The organism is Terrimonas sp. (assembly GCF_003075435.1).
Classification (GTDB): Bacteria; Bacteroidota; Bacteroidia; order Chitinophagales; family Chitinophagaceae; genus Agriterribacter.
On the sequence record NZ_QCZJ01000001.1, the window covers coordinates 268,114 to 293,161 of the forward strand.

General features: G+C 41.2%; 18 protein-coding genes. 13 read left to right on the top strand and 5 right to left on the bottom strand.

The window, feature by feature from the left end:
• The first annotated feature begins 6 nt into the window (after positions 1 to 6).
• Positions 7 to 810: an ABC transporter ATP-binding protein gene (locus tag DC498_RS01055; protein ID WP_116872564.1), complete on the top strand. Its 804-nt coding sequence runs from the start codon at positions 7 to 9 to the stop codon at positions 808 to 810.
• Between the two features lie 266 nt (positions 811 to 1,076).
• Positions 1,077 to 1,985 carry a sugar-transfer associated ATP-grasp domain-containing protein gene (locus DC498_RS01060; RefSeq protein WP_165813709.1) on the top strand — a complete coding sequence of 303 codons (909 nt, stop codon included), beginning with the start codon at positions 1,077 to 1,079 and terminating at the stop codon, positions 1,983 to 1,985.
• 1 nt (position 1,986) lies between these two features.
• Here the strand turns inward: DC498_RS01060 and sucD are convergent, their stop codons facing one another.
• The 4 genes from sucD to DC498_RS01085 all read right to left on the bottom strand — a co-directional run bounded on the left by sucD (position 1,987) and on the right by DC498_RS01085 (position 12,518).
• On the bottom strand, positions 1,987 to 2,886 hold the full coding sequence (sucD, locus tag DC498_RS01065) for a succinate--CoA ligase subunit alpha (RefSeq protein ID WP_116872266.1): 900 nt from the start codon (positions 2,884 to 2,886) through the stop codon (positions 1,987 to 1,989).
• Positions 2,887 to 3,040: 154 nt separating this feature from the next.
• Complete coding sequence (gene pbpC, locus DC498_RS01070; RefSeq protein ID WP_116872565.1) at positions 3,041 to 5,458, bottom strand: penicillin-binding protein 1C; 2,418 nt, start codon at positions 5,456 to 5,458, stop codon at positions 3,041 to 3,043.
• Between the two features lie 229 nt (positions 5,459 to 5,687).
• Positions 5,688 to 11,285, bottom strand: a complete 5,598-nt coding sequence (locus DC498_RS01075; RefSeq protein ID WP_116872267.1) for an alpha-2-macroglobulin family protein — start codon at positions 11,283 to 11,285, stop codon at positions 5,688 to 5,690.
• 531 nt (positions 11,286 to 11,816) lie between these two features.
• Entirely contained in the window at positions 11,817 to 12,518 is a 702-nt protein-coding gene (locus DC498_RS01085) for a 4'-phosphopantetheinyl transferase family protein (protein ID WP_240627811.1), read from the bottom strand.
• Between the two features lie 174 nt (positions 12,519 to 12,692).
• On the opposite strand from DC498_RS01085, the gene dcd reads away from it, so the two are divergent.
• The 9 genes from dcd to DC498_RS25945 all read left to right on the top strand — a co-directional run bounded on the left by dcd (position 12,693) and on the right by DC498_RS25945 (position 20,411).
• Entirely contained in the window at positions 12,693 to 13,229 is a 537-nt protein-coding gene (gene dcd, locus DC498_RS01090) for a dCTP deaminase (protein WP_116872269.1), read from the top strand.
• 330 nt (positions 13,230 to 13,559) lie between these two features.
• Positions 13,560 to 15,722, top strand: a complete 2,163-nt coding sequence (locus tag DC498_RS01095) for a pyrroloquinoline quinone-dependent dehydrogenase (RefSeq protein ID WP_116872270.1) — start codon at positions 13,560 to 13,562, stop codon at positions 15,720 to 15,722.
• Positions 15,723 to 16,083: 361 nt separating this feature from the next.
• Complete coding sequence (locus DC498_RS01100) at positions 16,084 to 16,749, top strand: phage integrase N-terminal SAM-like domain-containing protein (protein ID WP_116872271.1); 666 nt, start codon at positions 16,084 to 16,086, stop codon at positions 16,747 to 16,749.
• 52 nt (positions 16,750 to 16,801) lie between these two features.
• Positions 16,802 to 17,296, top strand: coding sequence for a tyrosine-type recombinase/integrase (locus DC498_RS01105; RefSeq protein WP_240627813.1), 495 nt, complete (start codon positions 16,802 to 16,804; stop codon positions 17,294 to 17,296).
• A gap of 151 nt (positions 17,297 to 17,447) precedes the next feature.
• Positions 17,448 to 17,744 carry a DUF2695 domain-containing protein gene (locus DC498_RS01110; protein ID WP_116872273.1) on the top strand — a complete coding sequence of 99 codons (297 nt, stop codon included), beginning with the start codon at positions 17,448 to 17,450 and terminating at the stop codon, positions 17,742 to 17,744.
• Position 17,745: 1 nt separating this feature from the next.
• The gene (locus DC498_RS01115) at positions 17,746 to 18,168 is read left to right on the top strand and encodes an SMI1/KNR4 family protein (protein WP_206197494.1); all 423 of its coding nucleotides are present in this window, start codon (positions 17,746 to 17,748) and stop codon (positions 18,166 to 18,168) included.
• Between the two features lie 254 nt (positions 18,169 to 18,422).
• Entirely contained in the window at positions 18,423 to 18,734 is a 312-nt protein-coding gene (locus tag DC498_RS01120; RefSeq protein ID WP_116872275.1) for a hypothetical protein, read from the top strand.
• A 625-nt stretch (positions 18,735 to 19,359) separates the two neighbouring features.
• Positions 19,360 to 20,103 (top strand): FkbM family methyltransferase, encoded by a 744-nt coding sequence (locus tag DC498_RS01130; protein ID WP_116872277.1) that lies wholly within the window; start codon positions 19,360 to 19,362, stop codon positions 20,101 to 20,103.
• Positions 20,104 to 20,210: 107 nt separating this feature from the next.
• Entirely contained in the window at positions 20,211 to 20,411 is a 201-nt protein-coding gene (locus tag DC498_RS25945; RefSeq protein ID WP_133176725.1) for a hypothetical protein, read from the top strand.
• 562 nt (positions 20,412 to 20,973) lie between these two features.
• Here DC498_RS25945 and DC498_RS01140 read toward each other — a convergent pair.
• The gene (locus DC498_RS01140; RefSeq protein ID WP_206197495.1) at positions 20,974 to 21,672 is read right to left on the bottom strand and encodes an arylesterase; all 699 of its coding nucleotides are present in this window, start codon (positions 21,670 to 21,672) and stop codon (positions 20,974 to 20,976) included.
• Between the two features lie 93 nt (positions 21,673 to 21,765).
• Between DC498_RS01140 and DC498_RS01145 the strand changes: the two genes are divergently transcribed.
• Positions 21,766 to 22,467, top strand: coding sequence for an ABC transporter ATP-binding protein (locus DC498_RS01145; protein ID WP_116872568.1), 702 nt, complete (start codon positions 21,766 to 21,768; stop codon positions 22,465 to 22,467).
• 8 nt (positions 22,468 to 22,475) lie between these two features.
• A complete protein-coding gene (locus tag DC498_RS01150) occupies positions 22,476 to 25,037 on the top strand; it encodes an ABC transporter permease (RefSeq protein WP_116872279.1) in 2,562 nt (853 codons plus the stop codon).
• Positions 25,038 to 25,048 lie beyond the last annotated feature (11 nt).

A 25,048-nucleotide genomic window follows, 5' to 3' on the forward strand; every position in this document is an offset into this window, starting at 1 on the left:
ATCAATATGATTGAGATAAGAAACCTGCATAAACAATTTGGAGAAAAGGTGGTAATTGATGATGTAAGCGCTGTAATGGAAGCCGGTAAAGCAAATCTTATTATTGGCGCCAGCGGAAGTGGCAAAACGGTTTTTATAAAATGCCTGGTGGGCTTATTTGAACCGGATGGTGGTGAAATACTATATAATGGTCAAAACTTCACCTCCATGGAAGACGACCAGCGAAAGGAACTGCGACAGCAAATTGGTATGCTGTTCCAGGGTTCTGCCTTGTTTGATAGCCAAACGGTTGAACAAAATGTGATGTTTCCTTTGGATATGTTTACCAGGCTATCGCACAGCGAAAAACAAAAAAAGGTGAATGAAGTGCTGGAAAGGGTGAATTTAAAAGATGCCAATAAAAAGTTTCCTGCAGAAATAAGCGGCGGTATGAAAAAACGTGTAGGTATTGCCCGTGCCATTGTTTTGAATCCCAAATATCTTTTTTGTGATGAGCCCAATTCAGGTCTTGATCCGCAAACCTCGTTGGTAATTGATAAACTAATCTATGAAGTAACCAAGGAATTTAATATGACTACCGTAATTAATACGCATGATATGAACAGCGTAATGGAAATAGGTGATCATATTATTTATATGTACCAGGGTATAAAAGAGTGGGAAGGAAGTAATAAAGAAATCATCTACAGTAAAAGTCAAAAATTAAATGATTTTATATTTGCATCAGAATTTTTGAAGGATGTTAAAGCAATAAGAGCATTGGAGGCAGAGGGAAAAATCCAGGGAAATACACCCGGGTTATCTAAATAAAAAAATTGCATTTTTATGACTTCAATTTTGCTATTTTAAAATTAACGACATGATCCCGATTGAAATTTTAACAAAAAGCACTACTTTCCTCTTTTAGAAAGATATACCACAATATTTTATACATTATACCGTAATATACACTCCATAGTTACAACCCTTAACATATCAGTGTATTGAACCGCATAATCTACATTTTCTATTATATTCTGTATACTTCTCCCGGCTATTTAATGAAGTTGCTACGTCATGCAAAAAAAAGCAGCAATATGGGCTATATAATGCTATTATCAGACATGCTGTACAGCTCAATCCGTTATAATATTGCTTTTATAGATTATTTTGACTTCAAGTTCTTTAATCTTAATAAAGATCAACGCTCGGAGTATATGGGCGCAGGATCCCAATATGAATTTCAGTTGAAGATGAACCCCAAAAAATATCGGCGGGTTCTTTCCAACAAAATTGAATTTCTAAAAAAATTCAGCGATGTATCCGGTAGAAAATGGGCTACTAAAGAAATGCTGCAAACAGATGATCAACTGGCATCAATTCTTTTAAATAATCATGCAGGAAAAATTGTATTGAAAAACGCAAACGGGCAGGCAGGCAGGCAGGTAGAAATATTTGATACACTGAATGTAACAAAACCGGAGCTCGTAAAAAGAATGGAGGAAAAAAAATATACGCTCGCCGAAGAATATGTTATGCAGCATGATCAATTAAAATTATTATCACCATCAGGACTCAATACCGTTCGGATTGTTACTCAATTTTACAATAACGAAATTATTATCCTCGCTGCCAGGTTAAGAATTACGGTAAATTCCCAAACAGATAACTTATCAACCGGTAATATAGCCGCACATATTGATCTTGCAACCGGGCGCATTGCCGGCCCCGGTATTTATGTTGATACTACTAAACCAGACGTGTATAAACATCCTGTAACAGGCGTAGAACTTATAGGCTTTCAATTGCCATACTGGGAGGAATGTAAAGCACTGGTTACAAAAGCCGCTATGCGTGTTTCTGAAAACAGGTCGATTGGGTGGGATGTAGCCATTACCAATGATGGGCCTGTACTCATTGAAGGCAACCACAACTGGCATTACTTTATCTGGCAGGCTCCGGAAAAAAGAGGATATAAAAAAAGTGTATTAAAGTACCTGAGCTAAGCTATACTTTAGCCGGTTTCTTCAGCGTGTTTTTTGCAATTACTTCAGCCATTGTTTTACCAATATCGGCAGGACTGTCAACTACTGTAATACCGCACTCACGCATTATTTTCATTTTGGCAGCAGCAGTATCATCAGCGCCGCCAACAATAGCGCCGGCATGCCCCATTCTGCGGCCCGCAGGCGCGGTTTGACCAGCAATGAACCCTACCACAGGCTTGGTTCCGTTTTCTTTGATCCAGCGTGCAGCTTCAGCTTCCATACCACCACCAATTTCACCAATCATTACAATACCATCTGTTTCATCATCATTCATAAATAATTCAACAGCATCCTTGGTAGGCGTTCCGATAATCGGGTCACCACCAATACCTATCGCGGTAGAAATACCAAGACCAGCTTTAGCAACCTGGTCTGCAGCTTCGTAGGTAAGGGTACCGGACTTTGAAACAATACCTATTTTACCTTTTTTAAATATAAAGCCCGGCATAATACCTACTTTACATTCATCCGCAGTAATCACACCAGGGCAGTTAGGCCCAATAAGACGAGACTTAGTACCTGCCAGGTAAAGCTTTGCTTTAACCATATCCTGCACCGGAATGCCTTCTGTAATACATATGATCAATCCAATACCCGCTTCAGCAGCTTCCATAATGGCATCAGCGGCAAATGCAGGCGGTACAAAAATAATAGATACATCAGCGCCGGTTGTTTTAACAGCATCAGCTACCGTATTAAATACCGGAAGGTCAAGATGTTTCTGACCGCCTTTGCCTGGTGTTACACCACCAACAACATTGGTTCCGTATTCAATCATTTGGGTAGCATGAAAAGTTCCTTCTGTTCCTGTAAAGCCCTGAACTATTATCCTGGAGTTCTTATTTACTAAAACCGACATGATGTATTAATTATTGCTGTTAAAAAAGCTGGGCAAAAATAAGGGAATTTATGCTATTTCAATCGTTCACAAAGCCATTAATAAACCATTTAGGCATTAAGAAAATTAAGGAACACCATAATCGTCCTTAATTTCTTAATGGTTTCAATCTGATTTATTTATCATCTTTTTCCAATATTTCAAAAACGCTGGTCAGCCGTTCCCCGCTTTCATCTACCAATGTAATAGTATGTTTGCCTGCCGCCGGGCTTAATGCCATCTGATGAAAATGTGTAGTGGTTCCTATATAATCATTATCCAGATGCCAGAAAATTTTGCCCTCTGCTTTTTGATGCGCCGCGGTAAAAATAGTTTTCCCTTTGTCACCGCTGATCTCCGTTGGAACATAAATTTTCGCATTAGGTTCAGGATATATTAACTCCATCGGTTTATGACCCGCCACCACATCACAACCACTTTTAAAAGCAGGCACAGGTTTGTAATCAAGATGCCTGCGTTTATAATACCATTCCATTACCGGCGGTAACATAAACCAGCTTTTATGAATCATTGCAGAAGGTGAAACACAATCTTCGGTTACCCGGTATTGTGAGGTCTGATCAAGATGGATGATACTGTGATAAGGACAAAGCGGAGCATTCACTCCCGCTGCAGGAGCGTTTAATGTATCGGTATCTGTGCAATCCATATTCGCTCTGAAACCTGTTTGCCTGCATACCACAGTTTTTATATATTCCCCAGGTTCAGCAAACCACGGAGATGCAGGCAGGGTCCTCAATATATCAAACATGATGGGAGCCGCTGTTTGCACACCAATCAATCCTGGTCTGCCTTCACCATTGGTATTGCCCACCCACACAGCAATTACAAAACGTGGCGTTACGCCAACAGCCCATGCATCACGAAAACCAAAGCTGGTACCGGTTTTCCATGCTATGCGCTGCGAAGAGCTGAATTGTTTCCATAAACCTTCTTCACCCGGCCGCATCACTTCTTCCATTGCCTGAAACATATACCATATTGAAACAGGGTCGAGATAATTTATCTGTGCCTTAGATGAATTACCCGGTTGCTCTCCCTTTTTTATATATACCGGACTGTGAAAATCAGCAGCCGATATTTTTCCTTTATTTTTTTTCGCATGGTTCAATGCTCTTGCCATACCCGCGTATACGCCCGCAAGCTCCCATGATGTAACTTCACAGCCTCCCAGTATTAATGATAATCCATAATTATCTGCCGGCCGGTTCAGTGTTGTTATACCAACCTTCTTCAACACATCATAAAAACGCGGATACTTATAGTCACGCAGCATACGCACTGCGGGCACATTTAATGAGCGCGACAATGCCTGCGATGCAGGTACAGCGCCATCATACTCCCTGTCAAAATTTTGTGGTGTATACCCTCCTATCTGTGTAGGAATATCCGGAATCAGTGTTTGCGGTAATAATAATCCATCATTCAGCATACAGGCGTATAGCAAAGGTTTCAACGCACTGCCCGGGCTCCTTGGCGCACGTATCACATCCACATGACTTTGCAGGTCTGCATTTTCCGGGTGATATACATTACCGACATAGGCTAAAGTATTTCCGCTTTCAACATCCAGCACAAGGGCGCAGGCATTCTTAATACCATTGCCTTTATAAATATGCTGATACTGATCTACAATTCTTGCAACATTGTTTTGCATATTACCATTAATGGTCGTTTGAATAAGTGTTGCATTTCCTTTTTTATTCTCCTGCTTAAACCGCTGTAGCAAATGAGGTGCTAACTGTGGTAATGACTTCGGCTCATCAGGCAAAGGTTCAAGCATGGCCAACTCATGTGTAGCAGCATCTATTTTTTGCTGAGCCAGCAGTTTATCTAACAGGGCGTTTCGCTTACGCAATAGCGCCGTTTTATTTTTGCCGGGATATACCAATGCTGGCGCATTAGGCAACACAGCCAGGGCTGCCATTTCTCCCCAGCTTAATTTATCTGCAGACCTTCCGTAATAACGCCATGCAGCCGCATCAAGCCCCACTATATTAGTGCCGAATGGCGCATTGGATGCATATAAAGCCAGTATTTCGCTTTTGGAGCAGGCTACTTCAAGCCTCACAGCCTGTATACTTTCAATTAACTTCTGAATGATGTTACGGTTCTTATTGCGCGATAATCTTATTACCTGCATCGTAAGCGTACTGCCGCCGCTCACTGTTTTGGATGAATTGAAATTTTGCCTCATTGCTCTTGCCATCGCCAATACATCCACACCCGGATGATAATAAAAACGTTTATCCTCAAACGTAATAATACATTCCTTAAACTTTTCCGGCACTGAATCATTAAAAGGGAAGCGCCACTGCCCGTCTGTTGCTATGGTAGCGCCAAGCAGTTCGCCCTTATTATCTTCAATTACATAACTTGTGGGCGAATGAAATAATGGCTGCTGAAGACAAAACCAAAAGCATACAAACAACACTAATACAATACCCAAAAGAATTTTTGTTCTTCTTTTAAGATGGGTAATGCGACGAAACCACTCCCGGCCAATCCACAGCCCTCGCTTTTCAACGTTCATGTTATAATATTTACCAATACTCAAGCTTATCCTCTGTCTGCCGGCAGGCAAGCACCTTTTCCCTTTCCTTTGCGAAGAAGGGAGACGGTACTGTAGAATAAAGCCAAATGTAAAATTCTACCACATCATCAATATAATATAACGACTAAGTGTCATTGTATTTGTCACACTTTTAAATTTTAAACTTCCCATTCTTCCACATTCCCACATTTTCACATTCTCAAATTAACTACCTCACCACCTCTACCCACTTACCCTGTACTCCAGCGCTTATGGTATTATCATACATTGCTTCGCAATAGGTACCCGGCAGAAAATATCTTCCTAGGTAAGCAGCATTCAACATTACATAATACGTAAGCGTTTCTCCTTCGCGGATATTGAAATGCGTATATACCCGGTCGTCTCTCACATCCTGGTACGTGAACGGGGAAGATTTGAAACTTCCTTCATTATCCAGCATACGTGTATTCAGTATTTCCCAACCTCCGGGGAATATCTGCGATAAAGTCATATTATCATAACGCCCACGAATACCCGGGTTTCTTATGCTAACCTTTGCTACAAAATCCGTTCCCTGTTGCAACTGATCAATACTACCGATCGGTTTTCCATCAAGCGTTAAATAGCTTACCGCCAGGGAAAGTATATCCTGGTTATTCTTCACAGGTATACCTTCGCCTGTTAATGGCTGCCCCTGCACAATCAGGCGCACATATAAAGTATTGTTGCCTTTGTTTACAACACTTACATTTTTATTTGCATCGGCAGCATTCACCGCTGTTTGAGCAATATATGATCTGCTGCTGATGTCAACATTCTTACCATTTGCCGTTACCGTTGCAATTATTTTTTCACCGCTTGGGTTAGCGCCGCAGTATGCCGCAATAGCAATCAGGCTATAAGCTGTTGTTTGTGTGCTGTACCAGCTTTCAGAAGCAAGGTTTGCAGAAATATCATTCAGCACAGCTTCGGCTTCACTTCGTTTACCCATCAGCGTAAGCGTTTCCAATACCATAGCCTGGTCGCGCAGGCTTGAACCATAAGTATAGCCCGGCGATTTACGTTGCTCGAATGTTGTTGGTAACCCTGCAATAAGATTAGCAGCCGTTTTTTGCTGACCAGCCAGTTGATATGCAGCAGCCAGCCGCCATTTTGCTTCCGGAGATAAATATTTAAATTCTTTCAGCCTGTTCATCGCGCCTATTTCAGGAGACTTTGCCAGTGCCAGCAGGTATAACCTGTATGCCTGCGTTAAATCACCACCATAAAAATTAGTGGTAGATGGCGCCCATGCATTTGCCTTGCCACGCTGGTAAGTAGTCCACTGCTGCAGCATTTCTACCGGAACAATATAGCCTCTCTCCTGCGCTTTCAACAGGAAGTGACCTGCATAATTGGTGCCCCACTCATCGCTTTCCATTAATCCCGGCCAATAACTAAACCCGCCATCAGGGCGTTGAAATTCTTTATAGCGTTCAATACCCCTGCGCACATTCTTTTCTATATCCGCTTTTTTCCGGTCACTTAAATCTGTAAGCTGGTTCAATACCAATTGTGGAAATACCGCTGATGTTGTTTGCTCAATACAACCATAGGGGTATTGTATGAGATAATCCAAACGCTTTTCAAGATTAATAGGCGGTATGCCTGATATTTCAAGCGTAGCCTTAGTGTTGGCAGGTATACCTATGGGAACAACCGTTTCATTCCAGCGGCTACCTGCAGCTATTGTTGCGGTAAGCACATTGGTTACAACAGGGCTGGGGTTGCGCACATCAAGCTCAACATCAAAGTCTGATTTTTCATTACCTCCTGAAGCTGTAATTTTTACTTTACCAATACCAGTATGCTCTTTCACCTTCACATCAAAGTATACCATCTGCTCTCCCGGCGTTGTAAAAGACACCTGCTGTGATGCACTGCCAACCGGTTGCAGAAACGCGTTGGCTGCCAGGTTAACCGTAACATGCTTAATATTATTTTCCATCGCGAAAACAGTAACAGGTAGCTTGATCGTTTCGGATGGTCCTAATACACGCGGCATGGTCCCTAAGATCATCAGCGGCTTTTTAACCGTTACCGTTTTGTCTGCAAAACCATAAGCGCCATCAGCAGCAGCTACTACCATTGCCCGAACAGAACCTATATACTGTGGCAACCGGAATGTATGTGTTTTCTTTTCACCTTTACCAAGGTAGAATGGCCCCATATATTTCACTACAGGCTTAAACCGGTTCGCTCTTTTTTCTTTAGCGCCTCCGCCTGCCGCTTCATCACCCCCAATGGTAAGAATGCGTTCCAGTCCCCCACCCCATGCGCCTATTACATTATCAAACAGATCCCAGCTCTTAACGCCCAATGCTTCTCTTGCATAAAACGCGGCATGCGGGTCAGGTGTTTTAAACCTTGTAAGGTCCAGCAGGCCTTCATCAACAATGGCAATACAATATGCCATTGGCTTGTCCGATGTTTCAGAAACAGTTATGGAAGAATTTTGCTCAGGGCGCAACGCATCCGGCATATTAATCACCGGCTTTAGAACAGTATTCTTATCTTCAATTAAAACAGGCATTACACCATACATGCGTATAGGCAAATCATTTACAGTTTGTGCATGTGGTTGCAGAAGGCTAACGTTAGCATATACATTCGGCGCCATGCCGGGCTCTGCCCTGAACTTATAGATAGTTTGTCCCTGTTGTGTCTCAATCCAGTCTGTTTTTATAACCCGGCTTCCTGATTCAATACTGATCAATGCCCTGCCACCTTTACTGCTTGGTATATTTAATGTTACATCTTCCCCTACATTATATTTTTGTTTATCTGTGGTAAAAGATAACATTGCTGCCGCAGAAGGATCGTCAGCATTGCTCCTGCTTTGCCACCACGGATCATCAAAATATACAACCTGCCCGGTAGTATGCCCACTCTGCATATCCCGCACCAGTACCAGGTACCTTCCCCACTCGCCCCCCGGCGCACTAAAGCTCCATTTACCAATACCATTGGTTAAACGAAGTGTGTCCTTTTTCAATAATTTATTATAGGTATCCTGTGTAAAATTGCTCAATCCGTCTCCTGTATTATCCCACCACCAGCGCCAGCTTACACGGTATATTTCCACTTTTACGGTTTGTGTACCGGTGAGTGGTTTGCCTTCTGCATTTACATTAACTACAGGGAGCTCATAGGTTTTATCCGTCAACAAAAATTTCCAGGGCTTTGGCCCTTCCGGCATGTTGATACCAACATAACTTTTAAAAGGACTATAGGGCAATACCATATTATCTACGCTGAAAGCGCCACTCGGTTCAAATACTTTTACCAGCATACTGGCACTCAGCATACCCGGCGCGTTTTTGCCTACTTCAAAATTCGCATTCACCGGCGCAGTACCTTCTGCATTCAGTGTTCCGTCAAATATTGTTTTAGTTTCTGTTTTATAAGATGTAGTGGGATCATCAAAATGGTATTGAGGATATTGCTTAAAGCTTGTTCCTCTTGCATACAGAGAAGCCTGTATATTGGCTTTAAGATTTTTTGCAGGCGCGCCAAATAACCATTTTGAATTAAGGGTGCCGCTGGTAGCCGCGTTTTTGCCCAATACTACATCTTTACCAAAATCAAGATCGATTTTTAAGCGGTTAGGCATTACCGTTTCCACCTTAAGTCGCTTTTCAAATACAGCTCCGCCCGCTTTGACTTTTGCCAGCCAGTTACCTGTTGGTGAAGCCGCATCTGTTGCAACCGTAAACAGGTAAAAACCATGCTCCCCTTTTGTGGTGATCATCTTTTTATACAACTGCCCCTGCGGATTTATCAAATTAAACTCTACCGGGTGATCTTCAGGCAACTTATTGCCCTTATCTTCTACTACAAAATTGATATACATAGTATCGCCCGGGCGCCATACGCCTCTCTCACCAAAAATAAATCCTTTGAGCCCGTTCTTCACTTCTTCTCCCGCCACATCAAAACGGCTCAGCATTAAAGAATTGCCATCATCCAGCTTCAGGTATCCCTTCTCGTTAGCTCTTTTAGCAACCAGCAGGTAAGGTTTCTTTTTCAGGTCGAATGAAGCAAAACCTTCTTTATCACTCTTTGTTTTAAACAATACCTGCTGCTGGTAATCAAGCAGCTCAAGATCAACATCAGCCATTGGCTGCGCGGTGAGTATATCCGTAACAATAATTTTCATACTGTTATCTGTTCCGCGTTTTGCGGTAAGGCCGATGTTAGATGCCAGCACATTACGGCTTGCCCATCTTTCCCGGTTATAATAGGAAGGGCTGCATGGATCATCTCTTTTACGCCAGTTATAACCGTAAGGATAATATGCATTATATACTTTCCAGAAACCGTCATCGCTATCAGGACCGGTTGTTTCACTTTCTTCATCATACCAGTTATATCCATAGTCTTCGTCTTCATCATCTCCGGCTTTCTTATTATCCTCTGAGCAATTGTACAATGAATATTCAGGACGGAAACCAATGGTTACATGATATATAGCACCAGGCTCTGTTTTAAGGTATTTATCTATATCAAGGGAGAATTTTTGTTTTTTGTGAAGGTCAAGTGTTTTATCATTATCCAGGCGGATGGTTTGCTGCACCACAGGAGTGGCTACACGGCGAAGATCAGATTCTCCGTCAATATTATTCACCTGCAGAAACTGCGGAATATTATTTTCATAAATCTTTATAATACTTACATCTACCGCGCCCAGGTTTACGCTTTCAAAGGGCAACACCAGCTTACCTGTATTGGGTAATATCACACCACGGCCGCGTATCGTTACAGCCGGCAACCTGTTTTCGAAAAACAGGTTAGCACTGAAAGTTTTTTGTAATTTTTTGTTCCATATATTCTCAATGCCTTCGTTAACACTCACGGAATAATTTCCATCAAAATCATCAGCTACATATAATTTCACCTCGCTGCCATCAATGCTATAACTTAAGTCAACTTTATTACTGATGGTGATCAGTCCATTCAGTTGCTGGCTGGTGGCAATAGCGTCAGAAAACTGTACCAGCACATAATTCTCCGCGTTCTGCACAGCGCGAACGGCCAGCACCTTAAAATCACCCGCCGCAGGAACTTCAATAATTTTTTCTCCTTTATCTTTTATATCAAGCGCGGCGCCATCCCATTGCAATTGCAGGTTAGCAGCTGCATTGCTGCGTTTAATATTTTCAACAATAAACTTATGGGTACGTGCCTGCTCATTATGCTCCCATTTGATGGCTGTTGATTTTCCGGCATATATAACAACCAGTATTTTTTCTACAGCTGCAGCCGTTTCTATATCCGCAGTTTCAACAAGGCCGGTAAGCTGCATCATATCTTTTGAATTGCCTGTAACCTTCAACCCGTTTTCAGTAACGGTAAATGCCGGCTTAATAGCCTGCACATTAAAGCTGAAGGTTTTAAAATCATCCGGCACAGTGGTGGTATTGCCCAACTTAAAGTTTACGGTATACAGCTGATCCGGCTTCAGGTTTTCATCAGGTTTAAACTCAATTGTTCTTGCATCAACCCAATAGGCTTTACCTTTTACCGAAGGTGAAAAGCTGAACAGCGCTTCTTTCAGTGGTTCATTAACAGTGTGCGTAGAAGGCGTTTCTTCGGTTAGGCGTACCCGTATAGCAGCGGCTTTTGAAATTACGCCGGAAGTATATCCATCAATATATTTGCTGAATTCAGGGTTTACCGCTTTGATCTTTTCTTTTTTGTTACAGGCTACCGTAAGGAGCATGGTACAGAAAGCGAGAAAAAAAACAGGCATTTTAATAAAGGAACGGGTAAAAGCATTCATCATATAGAAAGGCGTTTAATCTGCTGTAAAGCAAGATAAATTTTATCAATTACACTATAGCGCACATCACAGGTTTTGGTTAAATGTTTTATAACATTATTGTCCGGCAAATTGTAATAAGCATTTTAAATTCAGTTAATCGCCTCACCCCTCCCGATAGCTATCGGGGCTCCCCGCGGAGAGAGAACCTGCTATAGTAAAGGGATTGAGCTATTTCATAATATTTTTAACCGGACAGCAGTGTTTTTATCAATACAAATATTGAATTAAGCACAGGCTGCGTATAAAAAAAACAGCCTTAATTTTTTTTGTCTCCGCTGCCGGTGGATTACATATCACCTGCTTCAAAAAGAAACGCTGCTTTTTGTCTTTTGAAAAAAATGCACTACTCGTTTTTTCAATTCCGCCTTTGGTGTAGCCAGACAAAAGAGGTGCCAACCCGGTTACCTGTAAGGATTTATGCATGGTGATATCAATATAATTTTACCTGCCAGGTATTTGCGTTCTGAATACTAATACCATAAAAAATTTATTTCATGTAACAACCCATACCATGCAAAGCTGCTCAAATAAATGAAATGGCAGCGTGAAATGTGCCGGCGCTTCTTTTAAAAAAGATGCCTGAATGATTCCGTCGCCTGATGCTTTCAAACCCTCTGTTTTCAAACGTATATGCTCGCTGAAATCCACTTCACCATTGCCATACCATTTAAAAACCGCTTCCTTCGCGCTCCATAAAAGCGTGAGCTTTCTTATCATATCCGCATCGGCGTCATGTTCAATACAGGCGCTGCTTCGTTCAACCGCTTCCCATTCTACCGCATGCAAAAACTTATGGCGAACACGCGCCACTTTAGGGGTTGGTATTTCTATATCAATGCCTACCCGCTGGTGAGTGCTGACAATCGCTGCGGCGTAATCACCGCAATGTGATATGGAAAAATGAAAAGCATCGTCTGGCAGATAGGGTTTCTTAGTACTGGCTATTCGTATAAGGTCAAAAGGAAATTCAGGGAACAGCAGCCGCAGAATATACCTGCCTGCCAGGTGCTGTAGCCGCTTATGCGGATGAGTGATATCCCGCTGCAAAGGCACCTGTGCAATAAAGTAGCTTTCCGGCTCGGTAATATGCCAAACCGCCAGCCGGGTGTACTCGTTAATATTATGTTGATAAAATAAAGGCATTACCCAAAACGAAATGCGAAATTCGCCTGCTGTAAGCAAATTGTCAAACAATTATTTTTGATTGACAATACATTAAGAAGTTAAGATGTAGTAAGCAGCAGCCTTATTATCATTAATGATCATAAAACCAGCAAATTGCTGTATCCTTACCTAATCTCAACTCATTAATGTTTAAATAACAGCTTAAAATAATTTCATACAAAATAACTATATAATTCTACCGGAATGATCTTATCCGACAAGCGTATACTCGAAGAAATTGAAAAGAAAACAATTGTATTATCACCTTACCGCCGCGAATGCCTTGGCAGCAACTCTTACGATGTGCATCTCGGCAAATGGCTGGCCACTTACCGCGATCATATTCTTGATGCCAAAAAACATAATGAAATAGAGCATTTTGAAATTCCTGATGAGGGCTTTGTATTATACCCCCATGTGTTTTACCTGGGCGTAACGCTTGAGTACACAGAAACGCATGCGCATGTGCCTTTTCTTGAGGGAAAATCCTCCACGGGAAGGCTGGGCATAGATATTCACGCTACAGCAGGAAAGGGTGATGTAGGTTTTTGTGGCAACTGGACGCTGGAGATATCCGTAAAACAACCGGTGCGTATATATAAAGGCATGCCTGTAGGGCAACTGATCTATTTCCCGGTGGAAGGAGAAATTGAAGAAAAATACAACCAGAAAAAAAGCGCCAAATACAGCGGGCAGCCGGATAAACCCGTGGAGAGCATGATGTGGAAGAATAAATTCTAATTCCCTCACCCCCGGCCCCTCTCCACGGAGTGGAGAGGGGTGACTAAATTCCCGGCAGTTTTAAAAATGGTAAGAGCGGCAACCCGAAGATAGAAAGACCAGAAATGTGAAAACGGATAAACGTCTTGTTTGGATATATTTTGCAGATGATGTGGTAGTGATATAGCCTGGATTTATGCTGCAGCGCCGCTCCCCGCCATTACATGGAGAGAGAGAATGAGGTTGAGGTTCTAGCTGATGTGGTAGCAATATAGTTTGTACTTTTTCTGTAGCACCGTCTCCCTCCGTTGCGCAGAGAGGGATAAGAAGGTGAGGTAAACAACTCTAACGATGACAAAAAATAGTATATACTTCCTGCTTGCATCTATCCTCTTTATTATATCCTGTAATGATAAAAAATCAACCGCAGCCAACACCGGCTGGACGGCTTATGGTGGTAATAAAGCAAACAACCATTACTCCTCTCTTGCACAAATCGATACCGCCAATACCTCCCGGCTTAAAGTTGCATGGCAGTTCAGCACAGGCGATGGAGATAATATGACCCAGATGCAGGTAAACCCGCTGATCATTGATACTACCATGTATATAATATCTCCGCGGCTGAAGCTTATTGCTCTTCATGCTGCTACCGGTAACCCCATTTGGACATACGATCCTGTTGCTGATTCTGCAGGTGAAAACCGCAATGGCAAATTTTCGTTTAATGTATACCGTGGCACAAGCTATTATAAAAACGATACCAGCCAACCAAGGCTGTTTTTCAGTGCCAACTCAAAACTTTATTGCATCAATGCCAATACAGGAAAGCCAATAACAGGCTTTGGCACTAATGGTAAAATTGATTTACATAATGACCTGCGCGAAGGTGCGGAAAACCTATATGTTATTTCCACAACACCCGGCATGATCTATAAAGACATGATCATTGTAGGCACAAGAGTGGAAGAAGGTCCTATAGCTGCCCCCGGACATATACGCGCCTATGACGTACACACCGGTAAGCTCCGCTGGATTTTTCATACCATACCACAGCCCGGCGAACCTGGCTTTGAAACCTGGGACGATACACTTGCTTACAAACATATCGGCGGCGCCAACGCGTGGGCCGGCTTCAGTCTTGACGAAGAAAAAGGCATATTGTTTTCTCCCACAGGCTCCGCCTCTTTTGATTTTTACGGCGGTAAAAGGACAGGCAATAACCTGTACGCTAATTGCGTGCTGGCGCTTGATGCCGGCACAGGCAAACGCATCTGGCATTTTCAAACCGTGCATCACGATGTATGGGACAGGGACCTGCCCACAGCTCCCATTCCTGTAACGCTTACAAAAGAAGGGGAAAAAATTGAGGCAGTGGCGCAGGTTACCAAAAGCGGTTATGTATTTGTGTTAGACAGGGCAACAGGCAAACCTGTTTACCCGGTAGAAGAAGTACCTGTGCCAACAGAAACATCCCTGACCGGAGAAAAGCTCTCCCCTACTCAGCCGGTACCCACCGTGCCCAAACCTTTTGTGCGGCAGGTGTTAACGGAAAACGATCTGAATACACTGGTTGCCGATTCATCTTACCAGGATATTAAAAAAAGACTTGCATCTTATAAAACCGGCAATATGTTCAATGCCCCAACCAAAGAAGGAACGGTTATCTTTCCCGGCTTTGATGGCGGCGCGGAATGGGGTGGATCCGGCTTTGACCCTGCAACGGGGATACTATATGTAAATGCCAGCGAAATGCCATGGATACTTACAATGGTAGACGTAAAGCAGAAGGCAAGAGGCACCGAAACCAACCAGCAGGCAGCCAGGCGACTATATACTGCGTTGTGCATGAACTGCCATGGAGCAGACAGGCAGGGCGCCGGAAATTTTCCTGCTATTAAAAACGCAAAGGAAAAATATACGCCACAGCAGTTTTTCTCGCTGCTCACATCAGGCAGAAGAATGATGCCTGCTTTTGCACAACTCAGCGAAGCAGAGAAACAGGCGCTTGCATCTTTTATTCTGGATGAAAAACAAAACCAGCAAAAAGCATTTGTGCAGCCACCCAAACCCGAAGATGAATATTATCACCTGCCTTACAACTCCACAGGGTATCACAAGTTCCTTACCCAGGAAGGGTATCCTGCGGTTGCCCCACCTTGGGGCACATTAAATGCCATCAACCTTAATACAGGTGAGCTGGTTTGGAAACAGGTATTGGGTGATTATCCTGAACTGAAAGAAAAAGGATATCATACCGGCACAGAAAACTATGGTGGGCCCGTTATTACAGCAGGCGGTGTATTATTTATCGCCGCCACCAGCGACAGTAAATTCAGGGTATTCAACAAAGCAACCGGCGCTTTATTATTCGAAACAAACTTACCGGCGCCCGGCTTTGCCACACCGGCAACCTATTCCATAAACGGCAAACAATACGTGGTAATAGCCTGCGGAGGCGGCAAGCTCGGCAAACCGGGCGGGGATAGTTATGTGACTTTCGCGCTGCCATAATATTTATAAAAAAATGGTGCTGCTTTTATTTCCGCATTCCAAAGCTTATGGCTAACTTTTACATGCACCTACAGGGTAGTCAATAAAGAAGAAAATATGGAACAAGCATTGGTGCTGCTATCAGGCTATTATTGCGTCGCACACTTGTACGTTCGGTAATACTACTCAGCAGGTAAACGACCCTTTACAGCATTACAATATCGTTGATTAACCTTTTGTAAAAAGTAAAGAGCAGTTCGTGAGAAGTGAGCGATGAAACGCGGGTTTTCACGTTTCCCGCTTCTTCGTTTAATGTTTTTCTTTTCACATCTCTCCTCCACGTTTAACCATAAAACACTCATGTAACTGAGCGGGCGAAACTATGCAAAACACCAAACAAAAAATCAGATTAACACCCTTAATACATAAGGGAAGCACATGGATTGGCATACATTTTCCACATTTGCCGGATTTACAAAAGGCAGTTAGAAAAACCAGGCAAATAAAATGGAGCGAATCCAATAAATGCTGGTACCTGCCTTTTACAAGAGCCTGTTATGATGAATTGCTGAAAAATATTGAACCGTTTGCAGCTATTGACAACAGCGCTTTAAAGCAATATAAAAAAGCCCCTGTCCATGTGCCTGCTAAGCCGGCAATTAATGTACAGGCTTTATATCAAACTATGCGCAGCAATAACATAAAACCCGCGGCAGATATTAATCCCGTTAACCGGCATGTTTTACCGGCAATGCATCAAACTTTAGTATTAAAAGCATACAGCCCTTCCACTATCAGAACATACCTGAATGAGATGAGCGTTTTTTTACAGGCTATAAAAGCAACCAGTGCAGATGAATTTCCCATTAACCGCATCAAAAGTTACCTGCAATATTGTTTTGAAATGCTGAAGCTGAGTGAAAACACTTTGCACATCCGGATAAATGCCCTGAAATTTTATTATGAACAGGTATTGAAAAAAGAAGAAATTTTTTTGGGAAATACCGAGACCAAAAAGAGGCATACAATTGCCCAGGCTATTGAATGAAGCAGAGTTAGTTAAACTGTTTAATTCCCTGCCTAATAAAAAACATAAGGCAATGCTGTTTACGGCATATAGTGCAGGATTAAGAGTGAGCGAAATTGTAGCATTAAAGATCAGGGACATTGACAGTAAACGTATGCAGCTATTTATTGAGAAAGCAAAAGGCAAGAAAGACCGCTATGTAAATCTTAGCCCTGTTTTACTTGACATCCTAAGAAATTATGTAAAAACATATATACCGAAGCCAAAAGTTTACCTTTTCGAATCGGAGCAAACTGGTACCAGTTACCCCACACGCACCGTGCAGCAAATTTTCAATAATGCCAAACACAAAGCCGGAATTAGAAAAGAAATAGGTGTGCATAGCCTCCGCCATAGTTTTGCCACCCACCTGCTGGATAAAGGAACAGACATCAGGTATATAAAAGACCTTCTGGGACATTTTAATATAAAAACTACCAAAAGGTATTTATACGTAAGCAAAAATAAATTGGTAAATATCAGCAGTCCGTTTGATGATTTATGGAAAAATGAGGATATTGAGTGGTGAAATATTAAAAGTGTATTGTACTAATAACAATACAGAATGTATAACGTTAAATAATTGATTTTCAGCACTGATTTTTTTACTGAATAGCGTATTATAACATAAATCTACGTGTTGGTGGCAAGCGTAAAGCGACACCCTACAAATTTTCAAAATGCCAGACAAGAACGAAAAAGAAAGGCGAAAGCAAATAATAGACGACCTTAAAAATAAGGCTGACCAAGAATTTGAAGGCAGTCTTCCAATGAGTAGAGACAACTTCAAAAAATTATTTGACCATTTGGACACACAACTTAATGACAAAGGTTGCGACGACACAAATAGTTTGACCAAAACATTTTTACTGCAATCCAACATTGAAAAAGTGGACGAAGTTTTGGAATGGTTGGCAGACCACGGAGGTTATTGCGACTGCGAAATTTTAGCGAACGTGGAAGAACAGTTTGAATAGCATGGAGCAATTTGAAGAAATATTATCAAAATATGAAATTGCCAGACGAGTTAACAAATTAAGGGTAACGTTTGAGGAAGTTGAAAAAATTATAAACTTCAAACTTCCAGACGATTACAAAACATTTGCTTCAAATTATTTAGAGTTTGAGGGTTTAATTGGTGAAGAAAATGTAAGACTTTGGAACTTTGACGAAATAATAGAGATAAATACTGGCTATCAAATTTTCAAATATTTACCAGAGACATTAGGAATTGGTGGAAACGGCGGCGGAGAATATATTGCAATTGAACAGCCAAATGAAGGTGAATTGAGAATTGTACTATCGCCCTTTATTATTGAGAAAGAAGCTCATATTGAAATAGGAACTTCTTTCACAGACTTTTTGGAGCGATTAGAAAATGGAAAAGAATGGTTCGACTGAAAAACGCCAGCCACCAACATGAAGTTTTGCGTCAGCAAGGGGCGACGAATAAAACCTCATCTTAGTACTACTATCAGCTTCATATCCGGCTGACCGAACGCTAATGAGCAATAAAACATATTTTCAACTTTTGTATCTTACATCGGCAGCAGTTCCGGGCTGGACGTTTTTCAAATGCGCTGCCGAACGCAAAGCTGTGGACGTTGGGCGAAATTGTGTAGGCACACTCTAAATTTTATAATTAATATTTCTCAATGCAAAAGCTTTGGTGTTGGAGATGTAAGATGGAAGTAACAATGCTCGACGAAGATGAATATGCAATTGCGTATGATTTATACGGCAAAATGATTAGAAATACGTCTGCAAGCTCAAGGGAAGAAAGAAACAAAGACATAGTAGATTATTATTTTAATTTAACAGGCGAAATGGACACCAATCCAAATTCGATTATTCATCACAGAATTGCACTTTACGGACCGCCGTGTGAAAATTGTGGCAAACCATATCGTACAGCAAAAGCTTCCTTTTGTGCTGCCTGTGGACATAAAAGGGATCTTAATATATAGTTAACTTCAGACGTTTAAAGAATGGCATCCAAGTATTATTTCTTTTACCTTGAAATTGCGTTGCGAAATCCTAAGTATAAATATATCTATGCTTTTGAAAACGTATCACATATTCCAATCCAAAAATTTATTGAAATCTTCAAAATTGACATAAAAAAAGACCCACGTCTTTTAGATGGATATTTCTTAACAAGGACGGCTTACAATAAACATAAAAAATATTTAGACCAAAATCTTCCGTCTTTAGAATTTGATATTTTTGAATATTGCCTTAGACAATATAGTTCAAATGACATTTCAAGTGTACGCAAGTTGTATAAGAAATCCTTGATGGAATAGTAAAAATAACTTCGCCCAACAGCGGGTTTTATGCAAGTTGGGCTGGACGTTGTACCATCAGCTAATTGCAAATCCCGGCTTCGGTTCGAGCTCGACGAATAACTATCAGCTTTTGTACATAACTTCAACAACTCGCTAATCGGCTTCAGTCCCGGCCAACGAATACCCCCAGGCAATAGAATAAACAATCAGCTTTTATTTATAAATTTAGCATTAGTTACGGAATACAGAACACCAGCATAGCAGCAAGCCCTGTCCATTAACAAACATTTTAAGCCTACGAATTATGACTAAACAACTCTTGAGAAGGTTGAAGCAAAAAGTAAATATTTTGACTGGACGTAAAAGTCCTGTAAAAATAGAAGTTGAATGTAAGCATGAATGGTATGGAAATACATATGGTGGTTTTTATGTTCATCCAGACATTTTAAGCAAAGATTCAATTGTATATTCATTTGGGATAGGGAAAGATATATCTTTCGATAAAGCGATTATAGAAAAACATGACTGTCATTTGTTTGCCTTTGATCCCACTCCAAAATCTATTAACTGGATTAAAAAACAACAATTACCTTCAAAATTCAGATTTTTTGAATACGGCATTGATTCTAAAAGCGGCTTTGTAAATTTCAACTTACCGAAAAATAAAAATTATGTGTCAGGTAGCGTTATAAATCATCAGAATGTGAATGAAAGCGACTTTATCCTCGCACCAATGAAATGTTTAACAGACGTTACAAATGAACTTGGTCATAATTATATAGATTTATTAAAGATGGACATTGAAGGCTCTGAATATGAGATAATTGAAAGCATTCTTACTTCCCCGGTACAAATCAATCAGATATTGCTAGAACGACATGAGCGGTTTTTTGTTGATGGCAAAGCTAAAACAGCCAAACTATTAAAGACATTAAAAGATAATGGATATGCTTTATTTGCTGTGTCACATTCTCTAGAAGAGCTTTCATTTATAAAAATCGAAACATCTGCTAACAGCACCAGATCGACGAATAAAGCCACACAATAGAATAAACAATCAACTTTTATTTATAAGTTTAGCATCGGTTACGGGCCAACAAATTACGGAATTCCGCCATATCGCCAGTCCGTACCGTTGTTCGTAACCATATGAGAATGATTTTCCTATTTTTAAGTGTATCAATATTGTCGCTAAGCTCCTGCGGGCAGAACTACAAGCAATTTAATTTCCAAGACATTGGTCTGCATATTAACCTGCCAGACAACTATGTTTTCCAGGACAATTTCCCAACACCTTCTTTTGTAGATACAAACGGTAAAGCAATTACAGATACATCAAAACTGCGGGAGCTGTAGGCTGATCTCATGAAAGGATTATTAGTTGTTTCATCACCTGACGGTAACAACATAGCATCATTCAATTTTACAAGACAGACAGCAAAGACAGGTGACTTTGCGCAGTACTATGAATTTTCAAAACACATGCAGCAAATGATCGCTAAGCAGCAAATGACATACTATGACACAGCCTCTTCTGTTTTGACAGCAGATAACGTAAACGTCTACAGGTTCATGACAGCCGATACCCAGGTGAACACCGCGGAATTTATCTTGTGCAAGTGAAAAATTATTTTTTTATAATAAAAGTTGACTTTACAGATAGGAAATTCGGTGAGGAAATAGAAAAAGCAATTCTAACGTCTAAATTTGATTAGGACTACACTCAATATTCACACTTACTACAGTAGGGCAGACGTGCATTGGGCAGGTTGCTCCGGGCGCAGTCCAAATTGTCGCACCGCTCTTCCCTTTCTGCTGTACGGGGAGGGGATAAAAGGGTGAGGCAATTAAAATTGCAGCAACAATTGGAATGTACCCGCTCTCCCCTACCCGTAAGTAATGGAGGCATAACAATGCTTCACAACAAATCTTTTAACACCGTCCAAACATTATCAGCAACCATCTTCTGTCCTTCTGCTGTGGGGTGAATTCCATCTGCCTGGTTAAGCTTCTCATCACCGCCTACGCCTTCGAGTAAAAAGGGAAGAAAAGCTATTTTGTTTTTCTCTGCCAGTACTTTATACAACCGATGAAATTCATCTGCATATTTTTTTCCAAGATTAGGTGGAATACGCATACCCGTCAACAGTATTTTTACATCAGGATATTTGCTTTTTACCTTATCAATAATAGCCTGCAGGTTTTGCGAAGTCTCTGTAAGGGCAATTCCTCTCAGCCCATCATTACCACCCAGCTCCAACACAAAAATATGCACGTGTTGCTGTAATATCCAGTCAACCCTGCTTTTGCCACCTGCCGTAGTTTCACCACTTAAACCTGCATTAATAACTTTATAGGGATAGTGCAATGAATCTAATTTGTGCTGAATGATGGCAGGAAATGCTTCCGCTAAATCTAACCCATAGCCAGCTGTTAAGCTATTCCCAAAAAATATAATATTCATTTTTTGAGTTGTAGTTAATGCTTTTGCAACAGCACTATCAACCTTCTTTTCAGGCACAGGCGCCGGGGCCGGATTGTTGCATGCCGTAGTCCAAAAAAGCATTGCACATATAGCCCATGCATATGCGCCGCAGGAATATTGTTTTACGCTCATCAAAAACCTGTTACTAAGTTTTAAAAATACTGTAATTTAAATAACTCTTAAGCAAACTAAACGAATTTGCATGCAATCTTTAAAACAATAAAAGTGAACTTAATATTACAGGTAAATAATATAAGCAAATCTTACAAAAGCGGCAGTAAAACACTTACAGTGCTGCATGATATTAATTTCTCCATACAAGAAGGCTCTGTTGTATCCATTATTGGTCCTTCAGGTAGTGGCAAAACCACTTTGCTTGGACTTTGCGCTGGTCTAGACAGGGCAAGCGGTGGCTCCGTGATCCTTAACGGTATACGGTTAGATCATTTGAATGAAGATGAAAGAGCAGGTATACGTAACCGTTATCTTGGCTTTATTTTTCAGAATTTCCAGCTTATGCCTACGCTGACTGCGTTAGAGAATGTGATGGTGCCCCTGGAACTGAGAAATGAAAAGCATATACGGGAGAGAGGAGCGCTCTTGCTTGACAAAGTCGGATTGGCAGAACGCATGCACCATTATCCTGCACAATTATCCGGCGGTGAACAGCAACGTGTGTCTATTGCAAGAGCTTTTTCAACCAATCCCAAAATTCTGTTTGCAGATGAACCAACCGGAAATCTTGATGATGAAACCAGTTATAAAATTGTACAACTGCTTTTTGACCTGAATAAAGAAGCAGGAACTACGCTGATTATTGTAACACATAATCCTGAGCTGGCTGCAAGCACGCACCGTATTATAAAATTAAAAGGAGGACATATTGTTTCCGATGAAGCAACCGGGAATATTATGTTACCGGCATAATAAAAAGCATGGATCAATTACAGGCAACGAATAAGAAAAGCATTGGTATTTCCTGGTTGCTGAAAATGGCATGGCGTGACAGCAGGCGTAACCGCGGCAGGCTATTGCTGTTTATTTCTTCCATTATCATTGGTATTACTGCATTGGTTGCAATATTTTCTTTAGAAGATAATGTAAGAAGAGATATTGATAACCAGGCAAAGGCCTTGGTAGGCGCCGACCTGGTAATTGATAACAACCGGTTACCAGATACCGCCATAGCAAAACTGATTGATTCATTAGGAGATGAACGTTCAAAGCAATGCAGTTTTGCATCAATGGTTTATTTCAAAAAAAGTAATGGCACCAGGTTGGTTGAAGTACTTGCACTGGAAGGTAATTATCCTTACTATGGCAGCTTTGAAACTATTCCCCAAAACGCGGGTACAGATTTCCGTGAGTTAAGACAGGCTTTGGTAGATAAGACCCTGATGCTTCAGTATAATGCCGGGGTTGGCGATACCATACAAATAGGTGAACTTGATTTTACAATTGCAGGTATATTAACACAGGCTCCCGGGCGCACAGGTATTTCTACTACCGTTGCAGCGCCGGTATACATCCCTTTCCGGTACCTGGAGCAAACCGGGTTACTTCAAAAAGGCAGCCGGTTTAAATACACCTACTATTTTAAATATGCTTCTGCAACACAATTAGATAGACAACTAAATGCTGTAAAAGAAACACTTGACAAAACAGGTTGGGATTATGATACTGCTGAATCCAGGAAAAAGCAAACCAGCCGTCAATTTGATGATCTGTCAAAATTTCTTACCCTGGTAGGCTTTATTGCATTACTACTGGGGTGTATCGGCATTGCCAGTTCTATTAATATTTATATACGGGAAAAAATAAACAGTATAGCTGTGCTGCGTTGCCTCGGTGCATCAGGTATTCAAACCTTTCTTATATATCTTATCCAGATTGGTGTAATAGGATTTATTGGTGCTGTAACCGGCGCTATGCTGGGCACCATAGCCCAGCAGCTATTGCCATTTGTATTAAAAGATTTGCTTCCCGTACAAATTACAACTTTCATTTCGTGGGGAGCAGTTATTAAAGGTATTGGACTGGGTGTGGTGATCTCATTATTATTTGGTCTGTTACCGTTGCTTTCAATAAGGAATATTTCTCCTTTATATACATTACGCATTTCATTGGAGTTGCGGCCTGCATGGAAAGATCCGTTACAATTAATCCTGTTCGGCATTATTCTGTTTTTTGTATGCTTATTTGCGAGGATGCAGATGGAAAGCTGGATGCAGGCAGTTGTTTTTACAACTGCAATTCTTATGGCTTTTATTCTCCTTACGTTGTTTGCGTTGTTGTTGCGATGGACTGTAAAAAGGTTTTTCCCTTCTTCGTTCAGTTATGTATGGCGACAGGGATTTGCCAATTTATATCGCCCCAATAATCAAACTATATTACTGGTAGTTACGATAGGTTTGGGAACGTTGTTCATCGGCACATTGTACTTTATACAGGGCACATTAATGAACCGGGTATCATTATCCGCCAGCGGCAACCAGCCAAATATGGTTTTGTTTGATATACAGAGCAATCAAAAACAGGCTGTAGCAAATCTTGCAAAACAATTTAAATTACCATTGCAGCAGCAGGTGCCTATTGTAACAATGCGTATTGAAGAGATAAATGGCAAAACAGCAGAAGATGTAAGAAAAGATTCATCGCTTCGAATCCCACGTCGTGCATTTGAAGGAGAAATAAGAGTAACGTACAGAGATACCTTAACAGACTCGGAGAAATTAACGGCAGGAAAAATAGATATGCATGGATACCAGCAGGGACACCCCATATATATCTCTCTTGAAAAAGGATGGGCAGATCATATCAGGGCTAACATAGGCGATAGCATTGTATTTAATGTGCAGGGCACATTAATGCCGGCTGTGGTAGGCAGCATACGCGATGTAGACTGGCAAAGAGTACAAACCAATTTCAGGGTAGTATTTCCTTCGGGTGTGCTTGAAAACGCTCCACAATTTCACGTATTGGTAACACGAGTTCCTTCCAGTGAAGTATCGGCATCCTTTCAGCAGGCTGTTGTACGGCAGTTCCCCAACATTTCCATTATTGATCTTGGACTGATATTGAAAGTGCTGGATGAAGTATTGGAAAAAATAGGTTTTGTTATCCGCTTTATGGCAGGATTCAGTATTGCTACCGGGCTGATCGTATTGATCGCATCTGTATTTGTAAGCAAGTATCAACGTATGCAGGAAAGTATTTTGCTGCGTACCCTGGGCGCCAGCCGCAGGCAGATATATTTTATCATTACATTAGAATACTTCTTTCTTGGGGCACTTGCTGCCGGTACCGGCATATTGTTATCATTAGCCGGTAGCTGGGCTTTAGCTCATTTTACATTCAATGCGCCATTTTATCCATCCTGGTGGCCTGTAATAATTCTGTTCTTAACCATATCTTCTGTTACAGTATTAATTGGATTGTTTAACAGCAGGGATGTAGTGAAATTGCCTCCATTGGAAATATTAAGAAAAGAAGTATGATATTAAACACG

What these genes read in the sequence shown, in the direction of transcription:
- DC498_RS01055 (WP_116872564.1), top strand. Translation starts at nt 7, where the DNA reads ATGATTGAGATAAGAAACCTGCATAAACAATTTGGAGAAAAGGTGGTA.
- DC498_RS01060 (WP_165813709.1), top strand. Translation starts at nt 1,077, where the DNA reads ATGGGCTATATAATGCTATTATCAGACATGCTGTACAGCTCAATCCGT.
- sucD (WP_116872266.1), bottom strand. Translation starts at nt 2,886, where the DNA reads ATGTCGGTTTTAGTAAATAAGAACTCCAGGATAATAGTTCAGGGCTTT.
- pbpC (WP_116872565.1), bottom strand. Translation starts at nt 5,458, where the DNA reads ATGAACGTTGAAAAGCGAGGGCTGTGGATTGGCCGGGAGTGGTTTCGT.
- DC498_RS01075 (WP_116872267.1), bottom strand. Translation starts at nt 11,285, where the DNA reads ATGATGAATGCTTTTACCCGTTCCTTTATTAAAATGCCTGTTTTTTTT.
- dcd (WP_116872269.1), top strand. Translation starts at nt 12,693, where the DNA reads ATGATCTTATCCGACAAGCGTATACTCGAAGAAATTGAAAAGAAAACA.
- DC498_RS01095 (WP_116872270.1), top strand. Translation starts at nt 13,560, where the DNA reads ATGACAAAAAATAGTATATACTTCCTGCTTGCATCTATCCTCTTTATT.
- DC498_RS01100 (WP_116872271.1), top strand. Translation starts at nt 16,084, where the DNA reads ATGCAAAACACCAAACAAAAAATCAGATTAACACCCTTAATACATAAG.
- DC498_RS01105 (WP_240627813.1), top strand. Translation starts at nt 16,802, where the DNA reads ATGCTGTTTACGGCATATAGTGCAGGATTAAGAGTGAGCGAAATTGTA.
- DC498_RS01110 (WP_116872273.1), top strand. Translation starts at nt 17,448, where the DNA reads ATGCCAGACAAGAACGAAAAAGAAAGGCGAAAGCAAATAATAGACGAC.
- DC498_RS01115 (WP_206197494.1), top strand. Translation starts at nt 17,746, where the DNA reads ATGGAGCAATTTGAAGAAATATTATCAAAATATGAAATTGCCAGACGA.
- DC498_RS01120 (WP_116872275.1), top strand. Translation starts at nt 18,423, where the DNA reads ATGCAAAAGCTTTGGTGTTGGAGATGTAAGATGGAAGTAACAATGCTC.
- DC498_RS01130 (WP_116872277.1), top strand. Translation starts at nt 19,360, where the DNA reads ATGACTAAACAACTCTTGAGAAGGTTGAAGCAAAAAGTAAATATTTTG.
- DC498_RS25945 (WP_133176725.1), top strand. Translation starts at nt 20,211, where the DNA reads ATGATTTTCCTATTTTTAAGTGTATCAATATTGTCGCTAAGCTCCTGC.
- DC498_RS01140 (WP_206197495.1), bottom strand. Translation starts at nt 21,672, where the DNA reads ATGAGCGTAAAACAATATTCCTGCGGCGCATATGCATGGGCTATATGT.
- DC498_RS01150 (WP_116872279.1), top strand. Translation starts at nt 22,476, where the DNA reads ATGGATCAATTACAGGCAACGAATAAGAAAAGCATTGGTATTTCCTGG.